Annotated in this window: 13 protein-coding genes and 1 tRNA gene; 9 read left to right on the top strand and 5 right to left on the bottom strand. The window is 57.1% G+C overall.

The annotated features are described in order from the left end of the window. Positions 1-2835, bottom strand: coding sequence for a carbamoyl-phosphate synthase large subunit (gene carB, locus MJQ68_RS07060; RefSeq protein ID WP_238750327.1), 2835 nt, complete (start codon positions 2833-2835; stop codon positions 1-3). A 178-nt stretch (positions 2836-3013) separates the two neighbouring features. Here carB and MJQ68_RS07065 point away from each other — a divergent pair. Then, positions 3014-3098 (top strand) — tRNA-Ser (locus MJQ68_RS07065). A gap of 4 nt (positions 3099-3102) precedes the next feature. Here MJQ68_RS07065 and MJQ68_RS07070 read toward each other — a convergent pair. Both MJQ68_RS07070 and MJQ68_RS07075 read right to left on the bottom strand, forming a co-directional pair. After that, positions 3103-4617 (bottom strand): hypothetical protein, encoded by a 1515-nt coding sequence (locus MJQ68_RS07070; protein ID WP_238750328.1) that lies wholly within the window; start codon positions 4615-4617, stop codon positions 3103-3105. 302 nt (positions 4618-4919) lie between these two features. Then, positions 4920-5762, bottom strand: coding sequence for an alpha/beta hydrolase (locus MJQ68_RS07075; RefSeq protein WP_238750329.1), 843 nt, complete (start codon positions 5760-5762; stop codon positions 4920-4922). 104 nt (positions 5763-5866) lie between these two features. Here MJQ68_RS07075 and fmt point away from each other — a divergent pair, with 104 nt between their 5' ends. Beyond that, positions 5867-6817 (top strand): methionyl-tRNA formyltransferase, encoded by a 951-nt coding sequence (gene fmt / locus MJQ68_RS07080; protein WP_238750330.1) that lies wholly within the window; start codon positions 5867-5869, stop codon positions 6815-6817. Here the strand turns inward: fmt and bshC are convergent. Further along, positions 6814-8424, bottom strand: a complete 1611-nt coding sequence (bshC, locus tag MJQ68_RS07085) for a bacillithiol biosynthesis cysteine-adding enzyme BshC (RefSeq protein ID WP_238750331.1) — start codon at positions 8422-8424, stop codon at positions 6814-6816. The two genes, fmt and bshC, sit on opposite strands and share 4 nt — an antisense overlap. A 34-nt stretch (positions 8425-8458) precedes the next feature. Here bshC and MJQ68_RS07090 point away from each other — a divergent pair, with 34 nt between their 5' ends. Together MJQ68_RS07090 and MJQ68_RS07095 are read left to right on the top strand one after the other, a co-directional pair. Continuing rightward, on the top strand, positions 8459-9553 hold the full coding sequence (locus MJQ68_RS07090; RefSeq protein WP_238750332.1) for an endonuclease/exonuclease/phosphatase family protein: 1095 nt from the start codon (positions 8459-8461) through the stop codon (positions 9551-9553). A gap of 18 nt (positions 9554-9571) precedes the next feature. After that, the gene (locus tag MJQ68_RS07095) at positions 9572-10363 is read left to right on the top strand and encodes a DUF6503 family protein (RefSeq protein WP_238750333.1); all 792 of its coding nucleotides are present in this window, start codon (positions 9572-9574) and stop codon (positions 10361-10363) included. Between the two features lie 2 nt (positions 10364-10365). Here the strand turns inward: MJQ68_RS07095 and MJQ68_RS07100 are convergent, their stop codons facing one another. After that, positions 10366-13029 (bottom strand): AAA family ATPase, encoded by a 2664-nt coding sequence (locus MJQ68_RS07100; RefSeq protein WP_238750334.1) that lies wholly within the window; start codon positions 13027-13029, stop codon positions 10366-10368. A gap of 147 nt (positions 13030-13176) precedes the next feature. On the opposite strand from MJQ68_RS07100, the gene MJQ68_RS07105 reads away from it, so the two are divergent. The 5 genes from MJQ68_RS07105 (at position 13177) to MJQ68_RS07125 (ending at position 17322) form a co-directional block, all read left to right on the top strand. Beyond that, on the top strand, positions 13177-13647 hold the full coding sequence (locus MJQ68_RS07105) for a ribonuclease H-like YkuK family protein (protein WP_406612754.1): 471 nt from the start codon (positions 13177-13179) through the stop codon (positions 13645-13647). 52 nt (positions 13648-13699) lie between these two features. Then, positions 13700-14998, top strand: a complete 1299-nt coding sequence (locus tag MJQ68_RS07110) for an amidohydrolase (protein ID WP_238750336.1) — start codon at positions 13700-13702, stop codon at positions 14996-14998. Between the two features lie 25 nt (positions 14999-15023). Next, a complete protein-coding gene (locus MJQ68_RS07115) occupies positions 15024-15938 on the top strand; it encodes a DUF4421 family protein (protein ID WP_238750337.1) in 915 nt (304 codons plus the stop codon). Between the two features lie 8 nt (positions 15939-15946). After that, positions 15947-16315 carry a DoxX family protein gene (locus MJQ68_RS07120; protein WP_238750338.1) on the top strand — a complete coding sequence of 123 codons (369 nt, stop codon included), beginning with the start codon at positions 15947-15949 and terminating at the stop codon, positions 16313-16315. A gap of 65 nt (positions 16316-16380) precedes the next feature. After that, positions 16381-17322 (top strand): energy transducer TonB, encoded by a 942-nt coding sequence (locus MJQ68_RS07125; protein WP_238750339.1) that lies wholly within the window; start codon positions 16381-16383, stop codon positions 17320-17322. The last annotated feature ends 175 nt before the right edge of the window (positions 17323-17497 follow it).

Below are 17497 nucleotides of genomic sequence, written 5' to 3' on the forward strand. Positions count from 1 at the left end.
CTACCGCGTCAGGTACACACTGCGGTTACGGTCCAACTCCCGGAAGAACGGATCTGTCATGTCCTTGACGAAGTGGATCGACTCGCCGGTAGACTTCATCTCCGGCCCCAGTTGCTTATCGACATTCGGGAACTTATTGAAGCTAAAGACGGGTACCTTGATGGCATAGCCGCTGGGCTGCGGATTGATGTCGAAGTCGCTCAGCTTGTGCGTACCGAGCATCACCTTGGTAGCGATGTTCAGGTAGGGCACGCGATACGCTTTGGCGATGAAGGGCGTGGTACGACTAGCGCGGGGATTAGCCTCTATGACGTACACGGTCTCTTCTCCGGTTTCCTTATCGGTGCGGATGGCAAATTGTACGTTCAGGAGGCCCTTGATCTTGAGGGCGTAGGCGAGCTTTTCGGCGTACTCCCGCATCTTATTCACCGCATCGACGCTAAGCGAGTACGTGGGCAGCACCGCGGAGGAGTCCCCGGAATGGATGCCCGCAGGCTCGATGTGCTCCATGATCCCCATGATATGTACTTCCTCTCCGTCACAGATCGCGTCGATCTCGGCTTCCTTGGCACGGTCCAGGAAATGATCTACCAGAACTTCGTCGTCGGGGGCCTTCTTGAAAATGGACAGTACGTGCCGTTCGAGCTCGGCATCGTTGATCACGATGCGCATGTCCTGACCGCCGAGCACGTAGCTGGGGCGTACCAACACGGGATACTTGACACGGTGGGCGACCTCCAGCGCCTGATCGGCATCCTTTGCGGTACCGAAGTTGGGGTAGGGGATGTCGAGTTCTTTGAGCAGTTGGGAGAAACGGCCGCGGTCTTCGGCCAGGTCAAGTGCTTCGTAGCTGGAGCCCATCAGTTGGACACCGCGGCGGCTGAGTTCTTCGGCTAACTTGAGCGCCGTCTGACCGCCGAGCTGCACGATGATACCCTCTGGTTTCTCCAGTTCAATGATCTCCCAGAGGTGTTCCCAGAAGACGGGTTCGAAGTAGAGTTTGTCGGCCGTATCGAAATCCGTCGATACCGTTTCCGGGTTGCAATTGACCATGATCGACTCAAAGCCGGCTTCCTGCACTGCTTTAAGTCCGTGTACACAACAGTAGTCGAACTCAATGCCTTGTCCGATCCGGTTTGGACCGGAGCCTAAGACGATAATCTTTTTCTTGTCCGTAACGACACTCTCATTTTCCCCATCGAAGGTGGAGTAGAAGTAGGGGGTGGTGGACTCGAATTCGGCCGCACAGGTGTCGACCATCTTATATACCCGCCGAATACCGAGTTCGTAGCGACGTTTGGTCACGGCTTCCTCATTGACGCGCAGTAGGTAGGCGATCTGGATGTCTGAGTAACCGACTTCTTTTAACTCCCGAAAGAATGCTTCGGGCAGGTCTTCCGGCACATTGTACTTAAGCACTTGGGCATCGTAGTCTACCAGCCGCTTGATCTGATTGATGAACCAGGGATCGATCTTGGTGAGCTTCTGAATGGTCTTGCGGGGTACGCCAAGTCGTAATGCATCCTTGAGACGGAAGATCCGGTCCTCGCTGACGTTCTCTAGCCGATCCAGAATATCATCCGTTTTGATCCACTCCTTGATGTCGGAGCCTAGTCCTGCACGGCCGTTTTCCAGTGACTGACAGGCCTTTTGTAGCGCTTCCAAGAAATTGCGGCCGATGCCCATCACCTCACCGACTGACTTCATCTGCAGTCCCAGCTTGTGGTCCGCTCCGGGAAACTTATTGAAGTTCCAGCGGGGGATCTTGACAATTACGTAATCCAGTGTGGGCTCGAAGTAGGCCGAGGTGGTTTTGGTGATTTGATTTTTGAGTTCGTCCAGCCGGTAACCTAGCGCGAGTTTGGCGGCAATCTTGGCGATGGGGTAGCCCGTGGCTTTCGAAGCCAATGCGGAAGAGCGGCTCACCCGGGGGTTGATCTCGATGACGATCAGCTCCTCCGTCTCCGGATTTTGACTAAACTGGATATTACAGCCACCGGCGAAGTTGCCCATCGACCGCATCGCCAGGATGGCCTGATTGCGCATATCCTGGTAGGCCGTGTCGCTGAGGGTCATAGCCGGTGCGACCGTGATGGAATCGCCGGTATGAATGCCCATGGGGTCGAAGTTTTCCACGGTACAGATGATGACCACGTTGTCAGCAGCATCCCGCAGCAGCTCCAACTCGAATTCCTTCCAGCCGAGGACAGCCTTATCGATGAGCACTTCGTGGGTAGGACTCGCTTCTAACCCCCGCCGTAGCATATCGGGAAATTCATCTGCTTCAAAACAGAAGCCTCCGCCGAAGCCGCCAAGGGTATAGCTTGGGCGGATCACCAGTGGGTAACCGATCTCCTGAGCAGCCTCCATGCCCTCCAGGAAAGAGTTAGCGATCATAGCCGGAGCGCACTTCAGGCCGATGGCTTCCATGTGCTTGCGGAACAGCTCACGGTTTTCGGCCAACTCGATGGCTTCCAGGTCTACACCAATGAGCCGAACGTTGTACTTCTCCCACAGACCTACTTCACCACACTCGATGGCTAGGTTGAGCGCTGACTGTCCACCCATAGTAGGTAGCACGGCATCGGGCTTGATCTCCTTGAGGATTTGTTCTACGCTGTCGATAGTAAGCGGCAGCAAGAATACGTGATCGGCCGTCATCGGATCGGTCATGATCGTAGCCGGATTGGGGTTCAGGATACTTACCTCGATGCCCTCTTCCCTGAGGCTCCTACTGGCCTGTGTGCCGGAGTAATCGAACTCGCATGCTTGTCCGATAATAATGGGTCCGGAGCCGATGATGAGCACGGAAGAGATCGAGGTATCCTTAGGCATAGCGGGAGCGTTTTGGGTAAACTGGCGCGAAGGTAGTGGATTGCGACGTAGTCGGATAGCTACGTGCGCCAATGCTCCGGTGGCTGACCGGGACTCGGTGGGGGAGTGAGCGGGAGCACGTTGCACAGTTGCGGGAGCGCACGTACCTTTGTCGCCGCTTAGCAGCCCACGTTCTTTAGGAGGAATGGCAGAGTGGTTGAATGCACCGGTCTTGAAAACCGACGTGTCGCAAGGCACCGGGGGTTCGAATCCCTCTTCCTCCGCCCATTAGCCCCGCCGCATCCGGATCCGTTTGTACCCCAGTTGGTCCAGAAGCAGGCTCCATAGCAGCTCGAAGGGGATTACCTCCATGTAGTACTCCAGTGTACTTGTTTCCAGCGAGTAGCGCTTCAGCGCAGTGATGTGCTTTTCCGTGTGGCGTTCCACGGCCGCCCGGTGGTAGCCCTGGGTCGATAACTGTGCCAATGCCTTCAGAAAATACCGCAGCCGCTCGTAGCCCTTACCGTTCAGGTATCGCTGGGCGTATTTGGCTACGGCCTCCAGTGTTAGGGCCGACTTCTGATGCTGCTGACGGATGACCTGATCCACCAGTTGAATAATCAGCAGGTGTACGTTGCGGTGACTTTTCTCCGATGAAGCGTGCTCGAACGAATTGATAAAGCGCGCGATGCGGAAGCGTTGGAAGGTCAGGTCGCCGGCTTCCGGCACAATTTGCTCCATGCTTACCAGCAGGTACAGATAGGCCTCCAGAATCCGGAAGGTCTCCCGGTAATAGCTCACCATATTGGATTCCATCACCTCGGTATCCATGCTGTGGTAGATTTCGTAGGCCGTCTGAAACCGTCCAGCACGCAGGGCGAGGATCAGCATCAATTCATACACCTTGAAGTAGTTGTGCTCTCCCGCCGACGTCTTATTGAGCATCCGGCGGGCAAAGGTCATCCCGTTGGTGTAATCGTTGATCTGCGCATACGCCATGGCTAGGTTTGCCTCGAATACCTGGTACATGGTAGGAAGTGCCCGTGGGCGTTGCGCTAGATACCGTAGCGCGGTAGTAGCTACCTCGATCACTGCCGGGTACGCACTATCTACCAGGTGGACGTTGAGCTCGAGTAAGTACACCAGGTAAGACACCATAGTGACGTCGTAGGCTTCGATGCAGGGCGCGAACCGTCGATGGGCTTTGAGCGCCAGTGTCCTGATCTCTTGCTCCGCTGCCTGGGTGTTTCTGAGGTAGAAGAGTTCGTTTACAACGGCCACGATGTCCTGGTACGCCCGGGAGACGTCCTGATGATGCGCGGCGCGCTCGCGGTAGTACTGGTACTTCTCTGCATCGAACCGTCGGTTGGCGTACTGTCGCCTGAGCATGGTAGCAGATGTATAGGCTGCTTCTACGAACTCCAGGTCTTCCGCCATCCGGAACGCTTCCTCCAGATAGGGAAGTAGCACCTCACTGGCTATGTGCTTGCGCAGCTGTTTCGCCACCGTGATCAGCTTCCATACATAGCTGAAGTCTCGGTCCCTGCGGTTGTCCGCCGCGCCCGGACGATGCACCGAAGTGACCGCGTCGAGCAGTCGCAACTGGAGATCTTCGCGTAGCGCACACAGGGCAGTTGAAGATGGGTCGAGTTCAAAATGGGCGGCAATGGCATCACCGCAGGCGGGATCTGGCCGGTGTAATAAGTGGAATAGGTCTACTACATTAGGATCAATACTATCATTCGGCCGCTCGATACTAAAGTCCGGGCCAAGGAGCGCAATCAATTCGCTCAACTCTCGCATGTGTTATTCAAAGCGCGCCGGTCGCTAACTAGCTGTGCAACAGGCAAAAAACTAAGATAGGAGCTTACGTACTCCTTGGATGTGGGGTGTCTCTGGGCCTAAAGTACTGCTTGCGATGCAATGTCAATGCGATCTGCAGGACAATCAAGGTAGCATAAGTGACCATACGAGGGGAACAAAGTGCAACATTGGGAATAAAGCGTACCGTACATGTCTGTATTAGAGATATTGTGATGCTTATTGACGATACGCCTACATTCACACCTGGGTCTACCTTCTCGCCCGCCTCCTGGCAAATTTGACTAGTTCGAAATTGAAGAACCAGTAAGCCGATCCCGTATCCACAGCAGAATATCCTCCAGCACTTCAGCGCGCTCCGGCTCATTGTGCAATTCATGGTAGTAGCCTGAATAGCTGCGCCACGTCAAACCTCCGGGATTGCGTACAGCGAAGTCCCGACTCGCATCGTGAGAGGTGATCCCATCCGCGCTCCCGTGTAGTAGCAGGGTAGGTACGGGCAGGCCATCGGCGTAGGTCTGTAGGTAGCGCGCACGCTCCAGCAGGTCCATGCCGACCTGGGCACTGATGCGTTGGTGGGTGAAGGAATCCTGGCGGTACGCTTGCGCTACGGCGGGATCGCGGCTAAGCTGACTAAGGTCCAGCTGATTGTCCAGTGTTTGACTCGGGCGAAGTCGACGCAGAATTTTTCCCAACTGTACAATGAAGGGATTAGGCCTAAAGCCCGTATCGATATGGGGAGAGGTCACTATAGCTCCGGCGATGCGCGGCTTGCGCTTGATCAGGTAATGAAGCAGTAGCTGTCCCCCCATACTTTGCCCGTAGAGGAATACCGGTACGCCCGGATACCGCCGTTCGCACTGCACCAACAGTTGGGCCACCCCATCGATGTAGTGGCGGTAATCCTGCGCGTGCCCCCGCTGCCCCTCACTCCGCCCGAATCCCTGCCGGTCATAGCCTAGGACGGCTACATCTCGTTCATTAAAATAGTCCGCCACGGCATCGTAGCGCCGACAGTGCTCCCCCAGACCGTGAATAATGCCCACAACAGCCTGCGGCTTCGGGTGGCTCCAGTCTACCGCGTAAATACGGTGACCAAGATCGTTCGTCCAGGAAAATTCTGTCATAATAGCTACCAGGGTATGGGGCCTAAAGTAAGGCTAAAGCTAGTCAGCGATCTATCTTCGCCCTCCCGCTCTCTCTACAACCACCGCACCTGCGGCCCCGCCCTATGTCTACTACCGCCCCTAAGCCACGGATCGTTTTCATGGGTACGCCCGACTTTGCCGTGCCGAGTCTGCGCGCGCTGGTAGCCGCCGACTATCCGGTGGTGGGAGTGATCACCGCAACCGATAAACTGGGGGGACGGGGCGGCAAACAACTGCTCGAATCGCCAGTAAAGCGGGCGGCCGTTGCACTAGGTATCCCGGTCCTACAACCTAAAAACCTCAAGGCAGAAGATTTCCTAACTGAGCTGGCGGATCTGCGGGCCGACCTTCAGATCGTAGTAGCCTTCCGTATGCTACCGGTAGCGGTGTGGAAGATGCCCCGCCTGGGTACCTTCAACCTTCATGGCAGTCTACTGCCCAAGTACCGGGGAGCGGCGCCCATTAATTGGGCTGTGATGCAGGGCGAACGGGAGACGGGCGCTACGACTTTCTTCATCCAGGAAGCGATCGATACGGGCGATGTACTGCTGCAGCACCGTATTCCGATCGGTGAAAACGATACCGCGGGTGATGTACACGACCGCATGATGGAGGAGGGAGCCGACCTGGTCCTGGCGACCGTGCGGCTTATCGAAACGGATAACTATACGCTGCAGGCGCAAGACGACCGTGCCGCCACGCCGGCCCCTAAGCTGCACCGCGATATGTGCCGCATCGACTGGACCAAGCCGGTGGCGGAAGTGCACAACTTCGTGCGCGGCCTGAGTCCCTGGCCGGCGGCCTATACCAGTATGAATAACGCCCAACTGAAGCTCATCCGCTGCCGGGTGGTCCTGACTGACCACCAAGAGCGGGCGGGGACCGTACTGACGGACGATAAGACCTACTTCCACGTAGCCTGCCCCGGTGGCTACCTAGATGTGCAGGAACTTCAGCTTGCGGGACGCCGGCGCATGACTACGCAGGAGTTTCTACGCGGTACATCAGTCGCGCCCCATACCGTACTTGGTTAAGGTTGAATGACCACTAGTCCCGGCTGTAGCGGATCGAGTTGCTCGACGAGGGTCTCGAAGAGTTGCTCGCCTTCCTGTAGGTACACATTGAGAAAGCTGTCGTACCGTTCCTGTAGGCCGTTGTCTGGAAACAGCTTATCCCGCAGTCCACGGATCTGAGTCATCGCGGTTTCGAACCGCTGTTTTTCCGTGCGGCGCAGGCGTCCCTCCAGGTTCTCCACGGCCTTGGCTTGCCGCGCGTGCTCGCCCATCACGGCCTTGGCCAGGGTGGGGTCGATCGCTTCTGCCTTGGTCGCAATACCTTGAAAAAGATCCTCCAACTGCCGGAGTTCTTGCGCCAAACTCAGTTCGTTATCGGACTGTGCGGCTACATAGTCTCGGATGATCAGATCGGCGTCGCGGAACAATTCGCGGTAGTCGAGGTCTAGCTTACCGAGCTTCTTCTGGTTGCCCCCGTCGATCCACAGCAGGGAAGCCCGCCGGATCAGCATGGGGAAGTGTAGCCCGAATGCAGCGAACTGCTCCTTGCGCTCCAGCCAGTAGGCCAGTTCTCCGCCGCCACCGATGTAGGCGAGGTTAGGAAAGATCAGTTCCTGGAAGAGCGGCCGCATCACTACGTTCGGACTGAAGCGCTCTGGGTGATCGTGGAGTTCCCTCCGCAGTTCGTCTTCGGTAAAGGTATGGTCCGTGTCCAGCACCCGATAGCTGCCTTGCTCCCGTACGATGCGGTCGCGGCGGCCGGGGGTGAGGTAGAAGAGGTTGATCTCCCGGGCGTGGGCCTGTCCACTGTAGCCGATTCGTTCCAGTTCCTGCTGGGCGGATTCGATCAGCGGCTGGCTCACCGATTCAAACAGTTCGCGCTCCATCAGCGGCGCGAACGCTCGCTTGAAGGCGGGGCGGCTCATGTCGGCTACTACCAGGCCATATTTGGCAAACAGCTCGTGGACCAGGGCGACCGAGGCGGCACCGTAGGTCGTATGCTCAGTGTGCGTACGCTCGATGATCGTGTAGATCTCCCTGGCCGTAGGTCGGTCGCCGAGTACCTCCTTCAACTGCTTCAATACCTCACCGAGCGAGTCCGTAGCTAGTGCCCCCACCGGCCCGCCGGCATGTTCCGTAGACCACTCGATCCGATTACCGTACACGTAGGTGTGGTTGACCTCCGCAAAATCATGGTCTTCGCCACCCGTGATAAATACGGGTACGATGGTGTGCTCCGGGTACCGCTCATTGAGCTGACGCGCCAGGTTGATGGCCGAGCAAATCTTGATGATGTAGTAGAACGGACCGGTAAAAAGCGCCGGCTGGTGTGCCGTGATCACGGTAAAAGTATTGCGCGACCGCAGGTGCTGGAGTTGGTCCGGAACGGCGACACCGGTGTGCAGCGCGGCGTACTGTTTCTCCAGTTCGTCGACCAATAGATCGCGGTCAGTGGGTTGCTTCGCCCGCTGTTCCAGTACGTTGGCGAACTCATCTAGACTGACCGGATAGGTATAGAAGGGCTGCAGGGCTTGCTCGCCAGATGCGTAGGCTACATCGCGGTTGGAGAACTGGGGTACTTCGGTGTAGGGGATCCGGTCTATTTGCATGGTGTTGGGTACGCGCAAAGCTGGCAAAGGTTTGCCCGCGTACTTTTGCGGTATGCGCCGTACCCTCAAAATCATTGCCTGGCTTGTAGTAGCCGTTGTAGTCTACGTCGCCGGTATTCTCCTTTACGGCACCGTCACCGACTGGCAGCCTAAGGGTATAGTAGCCCTGAATCCACAGCAGGCCCCGGCTACGGCCCCCCGGGTGATCACCGATTCCCTGCTCACCCTCACAACGTGGAACGTCGGCTACGGTGGCCTCGGGGCCGAGGAGTATTTCTACTACAATCGCGGCGATTTTTTCTGGACGGATCTGGGGCGGGCCCGGGCCAGTCGCGCGCACGTCGATGCATACGTGGAGGGCCAGCAACTGACGTTGCAGAGCACGCGGACGGATTTCTTTCTACTGCAGGAAGTAGATACCGCCAGCCGGCGAAGCTACTACACCAATCAACTGGCAAGTGCCCGCAAGACGCTACCTGCCTTTGCGGCCTATTACGCCCCCAACTTTCAGACCAAGCACGTGCCGCTACCCATCTTCCAGCCCTGGGACCATTACGGTACGGTACAGAGCGGCCTGCTCACGCTGAGCCGTTTCGTCCCGGTGGAGGCCGAGCGACTGCAGCTGCCGGGGGAGTTCCCCTGGCCCACCAAGTTGTTTCAACTCGACCGCTGTGCCCTGCGGCAGGTCTTCCGCACGGCCTGGGGCAAGGAATTGGTGATCTACAACGTCCACCTGTCGGCCTACGACGCGGACGGATCGGTACGCCGGCAGCAGATGAGCTACCTGCGCGAGCGCGCGCTGGAGGATCAGGCCGCCGGGCGGTACGTGATCATCGGGGGGGACTGGAACCAGCTGCCCCCGGGCTACAACTGGTTCACGCTCAACCCTACGGTAGAAGAGACGCAGCTTCCCCCCGGCATATCCTATGATTTCATGCCGCCCGGCTGGAGCTGGGCCTACGACCCGACCGGGGCCACGGTGCGAAAGAGCGATGCGGCGTACGACCGGCACCGCAGCGAACGCAGCCTCATTGACTTTTACCTGACCAGTCCGGACATCCGCCTTCAACAGCTCAAGACCATCGAACAGGATTTCCGCTACAGCGATCACCAGCCCGTTTACCTGGAAGCCGAACTGCTGCGTTAGTTTGCGGTTAGTGCCTGCATGAATCGCTACTTCCTCCCCCTGCTACTTGTTGGCCTACTCACTGCCTGCCAGAACACTGCCGATACGTCGAGTATCGACGCTACCGTCGCAACGGTAGACGTCAACCCGGCGGCCGATGGCTTTGATCTCAGCGGATCGGATGAACGTGCCATCGCCATTGCCGACAGTGTAGTGAAATACCACGGCGGTCGCAAGGCCTACGACGATGCACGCTATTTCAGCTGGAACTTCTTTGGTGCGCGTACCCTAGATTGGGATAAAGAGGAGCAGCGGGTTCGCATAGAGGTACCCTCAAAGGATATTATCTACTTGTTGGACTACAGCAACGACGATCTGACCGGTGCCGTGCGTAAGGAGGGGGTAGAGATGACGGATCCGGACAGTCTGTCGATCTATCTGCAGTCGGCCAACTCAATGTTCATCAATGATAGCTACTGGCTGGTCCAGCCCTTCAAATTGAAGGATAGCGGGGTTACCCTGAAGTACGTAGGCGAGATGAACGATCCCCTGAAGGATCGTGCGTCACACGTACTGCGGCTCACCTTCAAGGATGTCGGGGATACGCCCGGCAACGCATACCAGCTGTATGTAGACGGAGAAACCTATCGCATCAATACCTGGCATTTCTTCCGTAGTGCGGACGATACCGAACCCGCCATTGAGTCCCCCTTCGATGGGTACCGGGAGTATGAAGGTCTCCTGCTGAGCGGTGACCGTGGCGGACCCAAGCAACTCACGGATATTGTAGTAACCAATGAGATGGACGATACGGTATTTACCCAATTCTAGGCCTAAAAACCGATTCGCTTTCGTTGGATCGATAGCTCTTTGGTATCCAGTTTGAGATGCTCTACATCGACCTTCAGGATGCGTAGGGTACCTCCCTTGCCTGTGGTGGATGCTTGCTCTGCCTTGCGCAGATCGTGACGGCGCATTATATCGATCACTAACTGCCGCACCGTTCGGGCGTTGCCGAAGTAGGCGTCCCGAAATTTATACAGAAACTCCAGGTAGCGAGTTAAGTGCGTACGGGCCGAAGGAGTGAGCTGAGCCTTCTGTTGCCGGAACATGCGATCGGCGATCTCGCTGAGTTGCGCAGGGGAGTAATCCTCGAAGCGCAAAATCTTGTCGAACCGGCTACTTAGTCCCGGATTGGCCTTGAGGAAGGAATCCATGTTATCTGGATAACCCGCCACGCACACATAGAACTGGCCGCGCTGATCTTCCATACGCTTTAGGAGGGTCTGAATGGCCTCATCCCCGAAGTCTCCCCGCTGACTGGTTTTAGTTTGCGTAAGCGCATACGCTTCGTCGATGAACAGCACGCCACCGATCGCTTTTTCAATAACCTTGGCGGTCTTCTCGGCAGTTTGGCCTACGTACCCGGCTACCAAGCCCTGCCGGTCGGTCTCGATAATATGACCGCGCTCCAGAATGCCGAGGGCGCTGTACAGCAGCGCAAGGATGCGTGCAATGGTGGTCTTGCCCGTGCCGGGGTTTCCTACCAGCACGGTGTGTAGGTGAAACGCGTTCAGTACGTCCCGTCCGGTCTTCCGGTAGTAGCGTACTAATCGAACGAGTTCGTGGAGCTGTCCCTTCACATTTTCCATTCCGACGAGCTCATCCAGTTCCGCCAGTGCAGCCTTCAGCAATTGTTCGTTGACGGGAATGGCGGGCCGCTCTGCTTTGAGCACGGACTTGATGGCGACAACGTCCTGTAGTTCGATGGTGCTGAGGGCATCATTGGAATGGGATACACCGGATTCATCGCTGCGCATCAGGCGGAGTGCCATCTGCACCTTGGCTTTTTCCAGCAGGTCGTGCACGTAGCGGGCATTACCGAAGGTGCGATCGCGGTTGCGGAAGGCCAGTGTAATGGTTTCGTCGATCAGGGCCTTAGCTTCCAGGGTGGGGGTGACACCCAGTTGGCGGGCGGCGTAATCGGCAATCCGGCTGAGCTCCTGCGGTAAAAAGTTCCTGAACTCGAAATGGTGCTTGAAGCGCGATTTTAGTCCCGTATTACTATCCAGAAAGCGCTTCATTTCCTCGGTGTACCCGGCTACTACTACCGCCAGGTCACCGGCGCCATTCGACATCTCCTTGACAAGTATTTCGATCACTTCCCGGCCGAAGTCCTTACCGTCGTCGTTGCTGCGGGCCAGTGCATAGGCCTCATCGATGAAGAGTACGCCACCCCGGGCACTCTCGATAACCTCCCGAGTTTTGGGGGCGGTCTGGCCGATGTACTCACCGACTAGGTCTACACGGTCGGCGACAACGGTGTGGCCCCTGCTGAGCAGCCCCATCTTTTTGTACAATTTGCCCATCATGCGGGCTACCGTCGTTTTACCGGTACCCGGGTTGCCACTGAACACGGAGTGTACCTCGATACCAGTGTCCATGGCGAAGCCGCGTTCCTGCCGCAGTTGCTGGAACTGAATGTATACAGCATGGTCGCGAAGCTGCTGTTTGACTTCCTGAAGCCCAATCAGGGCATCCAGACGGACCATAATATCTTCGAATGTAGCATCTTGCTCTACCTCGGGGTTGAGGATCATCCCCCGCTTTTTGCCGGGCAATACGACCGAGGGAAAGCCTGGCTGAGCTTCGTCACCCACGGTAAAGGGTACGGAGACGAGCAGACTGTCTAGAAAGATGATATCGGCGGTGTACGCGTTTTCCCGCCACAGATTAGGGTTGGCGGCACCCCAGCCTGCCGTGAGTTTGATGATCTCCTGTCCGGCATCTACCTGTTGTAGTCGGGCGATGTGTCCCTTCAGTTCCCTCGATTCGTTGACGAATTTGGTGAATAGCTCCAACTGCCAGGGGTATTCAGTCTGCTTGTTTCTAAACTCCAACTCAAGGTATACGTAGCGGGTATCCTGGCTGGCGAAGGCCTTGAGGTATACCCGATCATCGACGGTGACGTCATCGTAAGGGCCTTCGTACAGCTTGACGGAGGTGAGCTCCAGGTAGTCGTCGCAGATCCGCGGCTTCCCTGGCCCCGGGTTGTCGTCCGCATCCGGGGGACCATTTTGCGACTGAATGATGTAGAAGTATTTGCTGCCGACACGCTGTCCGTCGATGTAAGCCTCCCAGAAGTAGGTGCCGGCCTTCCAGAACGTTCCCTTCTTCTGGTTGCCCCAGCCTTCCCGCAGGTGTACTACGGCGTCGAACTTGCTCACTTCCTTGTCTACGGTGAGGCTACACACCTCCGACTTCTCCTTCTCGCGTACCCGGTAGCACTTCAAATTGACCCGTAGGGACCAGTCCGACTCGTCAAAGCGCTTATTGAATACGGATAGCTCGGCGTAGATGTATGCGGTTTCGTAGCGATCGAAGACCTGGCGGTACTTCTTATGGTTACCCCACAGATACTCCGTCGAGTTGTACACCTTGAGTTCCTTGAACTTAAAGGGTGCGGAAGTAGTGGGTTGTTCCTTGCGTTCCAGCATACCTGGGTGGTTTCTAAGCGGCTACCCGGATGTCGGGCAATTGTCAGATGGGTAAGCTTCTGGCAACTTTAGGCCCTAAGCTATTAGTTATCTTCACGCTACGCAACCCCAAACACCAAACGGATGAACACCACCTCCCTGACCGATATGAAATGGCGCCGCTACGATGGCCGCCGCATCGAATTACCCATCGGCGAGGCTGTGGAAGCGACAATAATAAAGGAGCGTGCCGACGGTTACCGGCTCAAGGTCTGCATCGGCACCGATAGTCAGGTACGGGGAAAGACAGTAGAATTTGCTACCGTCATCGTCTTTCTGCGGGAAAAACGCGGGGGCTTCATGTTCATTGCTAACTATAAGAGCGAGAAGAAAATGAGCCTACGCGAGCGGATGATCCTGGAGGTTGGCCGTTCGGTAGAAATCGCCTACGCCCTCTGCGGTACGCTAGACAAGCACGACGTGGAATTGGAGGTGCACGCTGACATCAACACCGATCCGCACTTCGAGAGCAATGTGGCCCTCAAGGAAGCCATGGGCTACATTCTCGGGATGGGCTTCGTCTTTAAGGCTAAGCCGGATGCATTCGCCAGTTCGGCCTGCGCGGATAAGGTCTGTTAACTTGTGCGGCTGGCCTTCTTCGTATATTTCCAACCTCAACCCTGCTCCATCTATGCGCTACCCACTACTTTTTAGCTGCCTGTGTATCTCGCTGTTGGCCCTTGGCCAAACCGACTACGCGGCCACTACGGCATCCGCTGCATCCATCGAAGACAAGGTCGTCGAATGGCGGCGGCACGTACACCAGTACCCTGAACTCAGCAATCGCGAAACGGAAACCGGCAAATACATTGCCGCCCACTTGCAGACGCTGGGTATGGAGGTGCATACCGGCGTTGCGCACACTGGCGTTGTTGGCGTCCTGCGGGGCGGAAAGCCGGGTGGGGTAGTGGCCCTGCGGGCGGATATCGATGCCCTACCCGTCACCGAGCGGGCGGATCTGCCCTACGCCAGTAAGGCTACGGGAGAATACCGGGGGGAGGAAGTCGGCGTCATGCACGCCTGCGGTCACGATACCCACGTAGCGATGCTGATGGGAGCGGCCGAACTGTTGACCGCCCGGCGGGAGTCAATCCCCGGGACTATTGTTTTCCTGTTCCAACCCGCCGAGGAAGGCGCTCCGGAGGGTGAAGAAGGGGGTGCGGAACTGATGGTCAAGGAAGGTGTGCTCTCGGACTACGGCGTCGAGGCAGCTTTTGGCATCCACATTAACTCGCAAACCCCAGTGGGCCACGTAAACTACAAGCCCGGTGGAGCCATGGCGGCAAGCAACAGCTTCCGCATCGACGTGCACGGCAAGCAAGCCCACGGCTCAACACCCTGGGCGGGGGTAGACCCGATCACCGCCGCTGCACAGATCGTCGTGGGACTACAAATGATCGTAGCCCGGCAGACCGAGCTAACAAAGGAACCAGCCGTCATCAGTGTGGGCAAAATCGAAGGTGGGGTGCGGAGCAACATCATTCCGGAACAGGTGACCCTGATCGGTACGATCCGCACGCTGGATGAGGGGATGAAAGAAGAGATCTTCGAACGCATCCGGCAGACCGCAAGCTCCATCGCCGGGAGCAGCGGCGCTACCGCCGAGGTCAGTATTGATGATGGGTATCCCGTGACCTACAACCATCCCGATATGACGGCCCGCATGCTGCCTACCGTACAGGCCACGGTGGGGGAGGAGAACGTACACTTGGTGCGGCCAATCACCGGAGCGGAAGACTTTTCGTTCTACGCCAGGGAAGTGCCTTCGCTATTTCTGTTTCTAGGCGGCATGTCGCCCGCTATGGATCCCGCTACCGCCCCTGGCCACCATACACCGGACTTTGTTATTGATGAGGACGGACTGACCTATGGCGTACAATTGTACACCAATTTGGCGATGGACTACCTGCACGGTCAACGTGGAAAATAGGCAGCGATCCGCTGGCTGGTGGCTGGTGCTATGTATACTTAGTTCGTCCGTACTATCCGCGCAGCTCGACTCTACCTTCGTAGAAACGTTCGGTGAACGTTCCCGTATCAACGGAGGCATACGCTACCGAGACAACTCGGCGGTCTTTTCGGTCAACGACCGCGAGGAGCTTACGCTGACGAATCGGGGGCTCGCCCTGCGTATCGGCGGCAGGTACCGCTGGATCGGTTACACCTTCAGCATTCCGATCAGTGACCTAGGTACAGGATCGGAGCTGGGAGATGCTAAATCCTTGGGTGCCAACATCCAGTTTTACCGCAACACCTTTTACCTCAACGCAAATGTTCGCCGTACAATAGGCTTCGAGCGAGACTCTCCCGATCGGGCGCCGGAATTTCGCGAAGACATTCGCTTCCTTAACGCCCTGCTGTTTGGGTTCCGGATTCTAAATTCTAAGCGCTTCAGTCTGCGATCGAGTTTTAGGCTGCGCAACCGTCAACTGCGAAGTGCCGGTTCCTGGTTGGTCGGCGGGGCGGTAGCTCGCCAGGTGATAAAGGCAGACAGCCTTGAACTGCCGCTCCGGGAGGCCGGTACCTCGGTAATTGATCGCTTCAGTCAAACTAAGATCGGTACCGGTGTGGGCTACGCCTATACCTTCATATTCGGTAAGTACTGGTTTGCTACTCCACTGCTTATTGCAGGTCCGGAGATACGCTTTATCGCATTTGATCCTTTGGGTACCGAGCGGGAGGTGGAACGTCTGCGCCTGAGTGCCCGCGTACGCGGACGTATCTCCGTCGGTGCGAACGGCATCCGCAATTACATCGCACTCAGCGCTTCGTACCTTCCTAGTGCGGACAACAGTGATGCATTCGATACCCGGGTGGACGAGGTACAGATCGAGCTCAGGATAGGCCACCGTATCGGTGTGAAGGACTAACTTGCCGCATGTCCTTACTCGCCTACGGTTTTGCGCTCATCCTTATCGGTGCCGGAATTTACCATTTCGTTAACCCGCAGTTCTATCACCCGTTTATGCCCGCCTGGTTCCCTAAGGATTTGGCGAATATCGCGGGCGGTGGGGCGGAAATCCTGATTGGTATCGCTATGCTGGTACCAGCTACCCGGGTGGCCGGCCTATACGCTGCAGCGGGGCTGATGCTCGTTTTTTTACCCCTTCACGTTATCGATCTGCTGCGCGACCGGCCGCTGATGGGGAGTAAACTCAATGCGACGATTCGTCTTATTATACAAGTCGTCCTCATCGGCTGGTTGTTCTACTCTGCCAGAAACTACGGTGCGGGACCCATCCGCTAGCCAGCGAAACATAAAATAAACTAAACGGCGAAGCTGTTTTCTTACCCAAGCGCATACGATCGTCTATGAACACAGTACTCAGCGAAAGCGAAATCAGGGGCGACCGGGTCGGTAAGATTGCCGCCACCATAGGATTGGTCCTCGTGATCCTCCTACTACTCGCCAATATCTTTTCCTTCCAGAATCCTCCGCCCGGTCAGCCCGGCATCCTAGTGAATCTGGGCTTCGTGGATATGGGACAGGGAGAAGAAAACGCCGCCGCTCCCAGCACACCTGAGCCTGATCCGGTGCCGGAGCCTACTCCACCCATTGCACCCGCGATCCCGCCCCCACCACCTACCAGTGCCGAACCCGAGCCAAAGCCTAAGCAGCGGGAGGTCTTAGTGACCGAAGACCCCGCTGCCATCGCCCTGCGCAAACAGAAAGCCCGGGAAGAAGCCGCCCGCCAGGCCGAACGCCGCCGGCAGCAGGAGGAAGCGGACGCCGAGCGCCGCCGCGAGCAAGCCGAAGCCGCCGAACGCAAACGACAGGCGGATGCCGCCGAAGCCGCCCGTCGCGCGGAAGCAGAGGCCGAACGCAAACGGCAGGCCGAGGCCGATGCCCTGAAGGGACAACTCGGCGGAAGTTTTGGTACCGGTAGTGGTAACGGTAACACCGGCAAGCCCGGTAATCAAGGCGTCGAAGACGGAGATCCTAATGCCGACCGACTCAGCGGTATATCTACCGGAAGCGGACGTGTAAGTGGCGGTCTGGGCGGACGCGGCGTACTCGCCTCGCCCCCGGTGCGGGAAAACTCCCAATCGTCCGGCACGGTGGTAGTAGACGTCTGCGTGAACCCAGACGGACAGATCACGAAGGCCAACTATACCCAGAACGGTAGTACTACGGCCGATCCTAGCCTGGTCGCTGCGGCCATTAAGAATGCCAAACAGTGGAAGTTTGCCGCTAACGCCCTGGCCCCCGCCGAGCAGTGTGGGCGGATCTCGTACAACTTCAAGGTGCAGTAGCTGAGGCTATCTTGCGCCCATGCTGAGACTGCTACTTCTATTTGCCGGCATCATGCTGATGATCAATGGCTGTAACGGGTTGCTGACTGGCACGTTCGGCACCCAAAAATTGCGCAGTCTTACGCTGGCAGAAGCGACTACGGGGGTAGGAGATGCCGATTTTGTTCAGATCACA

Source organism: Neolewinella maritima, from assembly GCF_923081025.1.
GTDB lineage: Bacteria > Bacteroidota > Bacteroidia > Chitinophagales > Saprospiraceae > Neolewinella > Neolewinella maritima.